We start from the raw sequence: 7,694 nt of genomic DNA on the forward strand, positions 1-7,694 counted from the left end.
GTTCTTTCGGCGATGGGTGAGTCGTGCGTTGAGGAGGGCGAGTTCATTGCGTTCTCGCGGAAGGGGCGGGGTGAGGAGGAGTCGGCGGTAGCGGCGTTGGGTCGGATGCATGCCGTGGGGGTTGAGGTCGATTGGCGGGCGTTCTTTGGGGGGCGTGGTGCGCGTCGGGTGGATCTGCCGACGTATGCCTTCCAGCGTGAGCGGTATTGGCTGGACACTCCGCTCGGCGAGCTCGACGCCCCCGTTACCGAGGAACCGTTCACATGGCGGGACCACATGCTTGCCCTCTCCGACGAGGCCGAGCAGCGCGATGCCGCACGGGAACTCGTCCGCAGGCACACGGCACTCGTACTCGGCCACACCAGCCCCGCAGCGATCGGTACGGCCCGGGCGTTCAAGGAACTGGGCTTCGACTCGCTCACCGCCGTGGAACTCCGCAATCAGCTGAACGTCGCCACCGGGCTGCGCCTGCCCGGAACCGTCCTCTTTGACCACCCGACGCCCGCAGCGCTCGCGGACCATATCCGGTCGTCCGTCATGGACCTCGGAACCGATCGCACCCCCTTGCCGGCGTCGCCGCGGCACGCCGCCGAGGACGACCCGATCGCCATCGTCGCGATGAGCTGCCGGCTTCCGGGCGGCGTACGGACACCGGAGGACCTGTGGGAGGTGGTCGCCGGCGGTCGGGACGTCATTGCCGGATTCCCCACCGAGCGCGGCTGGGACCTGGAGGACTTGTACGACCCTGACCCCGCCGAGCAGGGCAAGAGCTACGTGCGGGAGGGCGGCTTCCTCTACGACGCGGGCCGCTTCGACCCCACCTTCTTCGGCATCAGCCCCCGCGAGGCACAGGCCATGGATCCCCAGCAGCGCCTGCTGCTCGAAACGTCCTGGGAGGTTCTGGAACGCGCCGGGATCCGGCCCGGTGCGCTCAAGGGAAGCCGTTCCGGGGTGTTCGTCGGCGCCATGCCCCAGAACTACGGACCCCGTATGGAGGAGCCGTCGGAGGGCCACGAGGGCTACCTGCTGACCGGCAGCACGACCAGCGTCCTCTCCGGACGCATCTCCTACACCTTGGGCCTCGAAGGCCCCGCCGTCTCGGTGGACACCGCGTGCTCGGCCTCGCTGACAGCCATCCACCTGGCGATCCAGTCGCTGCGCCGCGGCGAGTGCTCCCTGGCACTGGCCGGTGGCGTCACGGTGATGTCCAGTCCCGGCATCTTCGTCGAACTGAGCCGGCAGAAGGCGCTGTCCCCCGACGGCCGGTGCAAGGCATTCTCCGACCGGGCGGACGGCACCGGCTGGGGCGAGGGCGTCGGCATGATCCTCCTGGAGCGGCTGTCGGACGCCCGGCGCAACGGCCACCAGGTGCTTGCAGTGGTCCGGGGTTCGGCCGTCAACCAGGACGGCGCCAGCAATGGGCTGACCGCCCCGCACGGCCCCTCGCAGCAGCGGGTGATCCAGGCGGCCCTCGCGGACGCGGGGCTGTCCCCACGGGACGTGGACGCGGTCGAGGCACACGGAACGGGCACCGCACTCGGCGATCCGATCGAGGCCGGGGCGCTGCTCGCGACCTATGGGCAGGACCGGGGCGACAACGATCCGCTGTGGCTCGGTTCGCTGAAATCCAACTTCGGTCACCCCCAGGCGGCAGCCGGTGTGGCCGGCGTCATCAAAATGGTGAAGGCCATCCGAAACGGCCTGCTGCCGCAGACCCTGCACGTCAACGAGCCGTCCGGGCATGTCGACTGGGAATCGGGCGCGGTGCGGTTGCTGACCGACCCGATGCCGTGGCCGTCGACCGGGCGGGTGAGGCGCGCCGGCGTCTCCTCTTTCGGAATCAGTGGCACCAATGCCCACATCATCCTTGAGCAGGCCCCGGAGGAGCCCGCCGCTTCCCCGGCGGAGGTGGGCGGGAGCGCGCACTCCACTGTGGACGACGCCGGAACCCCGGAGCCGGAGGGGCCGGGCTCCTCCTCGGCTCTCCCCGGCCCCCTCCTCTGGACGATCTCCGGCAGGACGGAGGAGGCGCTGCAGGCGCAAGCCGAGCGGCTTGGTGAGCACCTGGCCGCCCACCCCGATGCCGGTCTCGCCGACGTCGGGTACTCCCTCGCCACCACGCGTACCGCCTTCGGCCACCGTGCGGCGGTCGTCGCGGATGATCGTGAAGGGTTCCTCCAAGGGATCACTGCGCTCGCGAACGGCGGTACCGCCCCCAACCTGGTGCAGGCCGCGAGCGGTGACGCGCGCAACGCCGCCCTCGTCTTCCCCGGGCAGGGCTCGCAATGGCTCGGCATGGCACAGGAGCTCTGGCAGGACTCCCCGGTCTTCGCGGCACAGCTGCGGGCGTGCGCCGATGCCCTGCGGCCGTTCCTCGACTGGTCGTTGTTGGATGTGCTGCTCGGCGAGCCGGACGCGCCCTCGCTGGACCGTATCGACGTGATCCAGCCCGCGCTGTTCTCGGTGATGGTGTCGCTCGCCGCCGTGTGGCAGTCGTACGGGATCAAGCCCGCGGCGGTGATCGGCCACTCCCAGGGTGAGATCGCCGGAGCATACGTCGCCGGCGGCCTGACGCTTGAGGACGCGGCCCACATTGTGGCCCTGCGCAGCCGCCTGTGGGCGGAACTCGACGGTAAGGGCGGCATGATGGCGGTCTCGCTGCCCGCCGACGAAGCTCGCGAGCGCCTTGAGCGCTGGGGCGACCGGCTGTCCATCGCCGCCGTGAACGGTCCGAGGACGGTGACCGTTTCCGGAGAACCCGCGGCCCTCGAGGAGCTGTTGGCCGAGCTGGAGGCCGAGGGCGTCCGGGCCCGGCGGGTCCGCGGCGTCGACACGGCGGGCCATTCCGCCCAGGTGGAGGTGCTCCGCGAGCGCATGCTGTCGGGCCTGCGGACGGTGACCCCGCTGGCGTCCCGGATCCCGTTCTACTCCACGGTGACCGGCGGGCGGCTGGACACTCGTCAGCTGGACACGGAGTACTGGTACCGGAACATCCGCGAGACGGTCCAATTCGAAGCGGCCGGCAGGGCCTTGCTGGCCTCCGGCTGCACCGGGTTCATCGAGTGCAGCCCTCATCCGGTGCTGTCGACCGCTCTGCAGGAGACGGCCGAGGACGCAGGGGCCGATATCGCCGTCGTGGGATCGCTGCGCCGCCAGGAAGGTGGCGCACAGCGCCTCCTCACCTCACTCGCGGAAGCTACGGTCCGAGGGATCGAGCCGGACTGGGAGGCGGTTTTCGCCGGGCACGACGCACGGCGCGTGGCACTTCCGACCTATGCCTTCCAGCGTGAGCTGTACTGGCTGTCCGGCTCCGCCCCGGCCGCTGACGTGACGGCGGCCGGTCTGGCCCCGGCCGGCCACCCGCTCCTCGGCGCCTCGACTGCCCTGGCCGGCTCGGACAGCTACCTGTTCACCGGCCGCCTGGCCCTCCAGACGCACCCCTGGCTCGCCCACCACACCGTGCTGGGCACGCCGGTGCTGCCCGGCAGTGCCTTCATCGAACTCGCCTTCCGCGCCGGGGACCACGTCGGGTACGAGCGGACCGAGGAGCTGATCATCGAAGCGCCGTTGCCCCTGCCCGCGCAGGGCGCGGTGGTCATCCAGGTGCGGCTCGGCGCGGCCGAGGACGACCGCAGGACGCTGGAGGTGTTCGCTCGGGCGGAGCACGCCGGGCCGGACGCGCCCTGGCAGCGCCACGCCAGGGCTGTCCTGACGTCCGGCGGCACCGCTGCGTCGTTCGACCTTGCGGCATGGCCCCCGGCCGGCGCGGTTCCCGTGGAAGATGCCGGTGCGGACGGGGTCGTCGCCCTGTGGCGTCTCGGCGCAGAGCTCTTCGCCGAGGTCCGCCTCAACGAGGACACCACGAGCGAGGCCGGACTGTTCGGCCTGCACCCAGCTCTGCTGGAAGCCGTTCTGCATAGGACGGATGCGGCCGGCCACGGAAACGCCGCGGAGGGCGAGGACGCCGACGCCCGGCTGGCGTTCGCATGGAAGGGCGTCGCGCTCCACGCGACCGGAGCGTCCGGGCTGCGCGTGCGGCTGACGCCCACCGGCCCCGACGGGGTGTCCGTCGAGGCCGCCGATCCGAGCGGCCACCCCGTGGCGACCGTTGACGAGGTGGCCCTGCGTCCGGCACGCCCCGAGGACTTCCAGGGCGGTCGCGTCGCGTTCCACGAGTCACTGCTACGCGTCACATGGAACCCCGCGCCGACCGCACCCGCGCCCGGGCCCCGCCGATGGGCCGTGCTCGGCGACGACACCCTCGGACTCCGTACCGGACTCCACCTTCCGGTCTTCGACATGGAAGCAGGTCCGGTCGACGCGCCGGATGCCGTGCTGGTGTCCTGCACGATGCCCGACGCCACCTGCGTGGAGACGGCGGAGGGCGTCCGGGACGCCGTGCACGGGGCACTGTCCCTCGTGCAGCGGTGGCTCTCCGAGGAACGCTTCGCCGCCACACGGCTGGTGTTCGTGACCCGGGGCGCGATCGCGACCGGACCTGAATGGGACGTCCCCGACCTGGCCCACGCCGCCCTGTGGGGCCTGATCCGCTCCGCGCAGACGGAAGAGCCGGACCGGTTCGTCCTGGTGGACCTCGACACGGATCCTCACTCGCTGCGTGCGCTCCCGGGCGCGCTGGACTCCGGCGAGCCGCAGACCGCAGTACGCGCCGGCAGCGTGCTGGTGCCCCGGCTCGCCCGCGTGCCGGACGGCGCCCCCGCCGGCCCGCCGCCCTTCGACCCGGACGGCACCGTACTGATCACCGGCGGGACCGGCACGCTGGGCGCCCTGGCAGCTCGCCATGCCGTGGCCGAGTACGGCGTACGGCACCTGCTGCTGGTCGGACGCCGCGGGCTCGCCGCGGTGGGCGCGGAGGAGCTGCGGTCCGAGCTGATCGAGGCCGGCGCCACCGTCATGGTCGCCGCGTGCGACGTCGCGGACCGCGAGGCCCTCTCCGGGCTGCTGGCCCGGGTGCCGGCCGAGCACCCGCTGTCCGCCGTGATCCACACCGCCGGAGTCCTCGATGACGGCGTCCTCGCCGCCCTGACCCCGGAGCGGGTCGACGAGGTGCTGCGGCCCAAGGTGGATGCGGCGGTCAACCTGCACGAGCTGACCGCGGACCTGGATCTCGCCGCATTCGTGCTGTACTCCTCCGTCGTCGCCACCATCGGCGGCGCCGGTCAGGCGAACTACGCCGCGGCGAACGCCTTCCTGGACGCGCTGGCCCAGCACCGCCGTTCGCGCGGTCTGGCCGGCCAGTCCCTGGCCTGGGGGCTATGGGACCAGCGCAGCGCCATGAGCGTCCACCTGGACGACACCGATGTGCGACGCATGGCGCGGTCCGGCGTCGCCGCCATGCCCTCCGCGGAGGGCATGGCCCTCTTCGACACCGCCCTCACGGTGGGCGATGCCGCGCTGGTACCGGCCCGCCTCGACCTGGCGGCTGTCCGGGCGCAGGCCGACTCCCGGCCCGTACCGCACCTGTTCCGCGGCCTGATACGCACCACGCACCGGCGGGCGGCGCGGGGCCTCACCGACTCCGGTGCGACCTCGCTGGGACAGCGACTGGCACGACTGCGCGACCAGGAGCGGGGACCGCTCCTGCTGGATCTGGTCCGCTCGCACGCCGCGGCCGTACTCGGGCACGCCTCCCCGGAAGTGATCCCTCCGACCCGGGCGTTCCGTGAGGTCGGCTTCGACTCGCTGACCGCGGTGGAGCTCCGCAACAGGCTGAACGGCGCCACCGGTCTGCGGTTGCCGACCAGTCTGCTCTTCGACCACCCGACCCCCGCGGCGCTCGCCGGATACCTCAAGACCGCCGCGCTGGGGGAGCCGGGAGCCGCCACGGCGCCCGTCCCGGCGACCGTGACGGCACCGGACGACGACCCGATCGTGATCGTCGGAATGAGCTGCCGCCTCCCCGGAGGGGTGCGCAGCCCGGAGGACCTGTGGTCGCTGGTCGCCGGCGGCAGCGACGTGATCTCCGCCTTCCCCGCCGACCGGAACTGGAATGTCGAGGAGCTCTACGACCCGAACCCCGACCAGCGGGGCAAGACCTACGCGAAGGAAGGAGGCTTCCTCTACGACGCGTACGACTTCGACCCGGAGTTCTTCGGTATCTCGCCGCGTGAGGCACTCGCCATGGACCCCCAGCAGCGGCTGCTGCTGGAGACCTCCTGGGAGGTCGTGGAGCGCGCGGGCATCGACCCGTCCACGCGCCGCGGAACGCCGACCGGCGTGTTCATCGGCACCAACGGACAGGACTACGCCGCACACCTGCGGCAACTGCCCGAAGACCTCGAGGGCTACCTGCTGACCGGAAAGGCGGCCAGTGTCGTGTCTGGCCGCGTCGCCTACGCCATGGGCCTGGAGGGCCCGGCCCTCACGGTCGACACGGCCTGCTCGTCGTCGCTGGTGGCCCTGCATCTGGCCGCGGAGTCGCTGCGCCGTGGCGAATGCTCGATGGCCTTGGCCGGCGGCGTGACCGTGATGTCCACCCCCAGCCTCTTCATCGAGTTCAGTCGGCAGCGGGGGCTGGCCCGTGACAGCCGTTCCAAGGCGTTCTCCGCAGCCGCCGACGGGACGAGCTGGGCCGAAGGCGCGGGCATGCTGCTGTTGGAGCGGTTGTCGGACGCGCGGCGCAATGGCCATCAGGTGCTGGCGGTGGTGCGGGGTTCGGCGATCAATCAGGACGGCGCGAGTAACGGTCTGAGTGCGCCGAACGGGCCTTCGCAGCAGCGGGTGATCCGGGCGGCGTTGGACTCCGCCGGGCTCTCTGCGGCGGATGTGGATGTGGTGGAGGCGCACGGGACGGGGACGTCGCTGGGCGATCCGATCGAGGCGGGTGCGTTGTTCGCGACGTATGGGCAGGGACGTTCGGTGGAGCGGCCGCTGTGGCTCGGTGCGTTGAAGTCGAACATCGGTCATACGCAGGCCGCTTCGGGTGTTGCCGGTGTGATCAAGATGGTGATGGCGATGCGGCACGGTGTGTTGCCGCAGACGTTGCATGTGGATGAGCCGACGCCGCACGTGGAGTGGTCTGCGGGTGCGGTGGAGTTGTTGACCGAGGCCCGGGAGTGGCCGCGGACGGGTGCGCCGCGTCGTGCCGGTGTGTCGGCATTCGGGATCAGTGGCACGAATGCGCACGCCATTTTGGAGCAGGCGCCGGCCGTCGATGCCGAGGCAGCGAAGACGTCAACTGCTCTGGTGCCAGGTGGTTTTGGCGCGGTGGTGCCGTGGGTGGTGTCGGGTCGGTCGGTGGGTGCGTTGCGGGCGCAGGCGGAGCGGTTGCTTGCGCATGTGGCCTTGTTGCCGGAGGCGTCTCCGGTTGATGTGGGTTTCTCGTTGGCGACGGGGCGTGCGGTATTCGAGCACCGTGCTGTGGTGGTCGGCCGCGAGAAAGAAGAATTGCTCGCCGGTTTGGAGGAGTTGGCTTCGGGTCGGGTCATGGGCTCGGGGATTGTGAATGGTCTGACGGCGTTTTTGTTTACGGGTCAGGGTGCGCAGTGTGTGGGGATGGGCCGGGACTTGTACGAGGTGTTCCCGGTGTTTGCTGCTGCGTTTGACGAGGTGTGTGCGGTGGCGGACGGACTCTTGGGCTGTTCGCTGCGCGAAGTGGTGTTCTCCGGTGTGGCGGGGCCTGGTGGGGTTCCGTTGTTGGAGGGGACGGGTTTTGCTCAGGTGGGGTTGTTTGC

At 71.1% G+C, this 7,694-nt stretch carries 1 protein-coding gene; it reads left to right on the forward strand.

Going from position 1 to position 7,694, the window contains the following annotated elements; genetic code table 11:
• Window positions 1-168: 168 nt before the first annotated feature.
• The coding region (locus tag ACGFZW_RS38770; protein WP_393898044.1) for an SDR family NAD(P)-dependent oxidoreductase at window positions 169-7,694 on the forward strand (7,526 nt) is incomplete at its 3' end.

Origin of the sequence: Streptomyces sp. NPDC048248, from assembly GCF_043201875.1 — a bacterium.
In the GTDB taxonomy this organism is placed as follows: Bacteria; Actinomycetota; Actinomycetes; order Streptomycetales; family Streptomycetaceae; genus Streptomyces.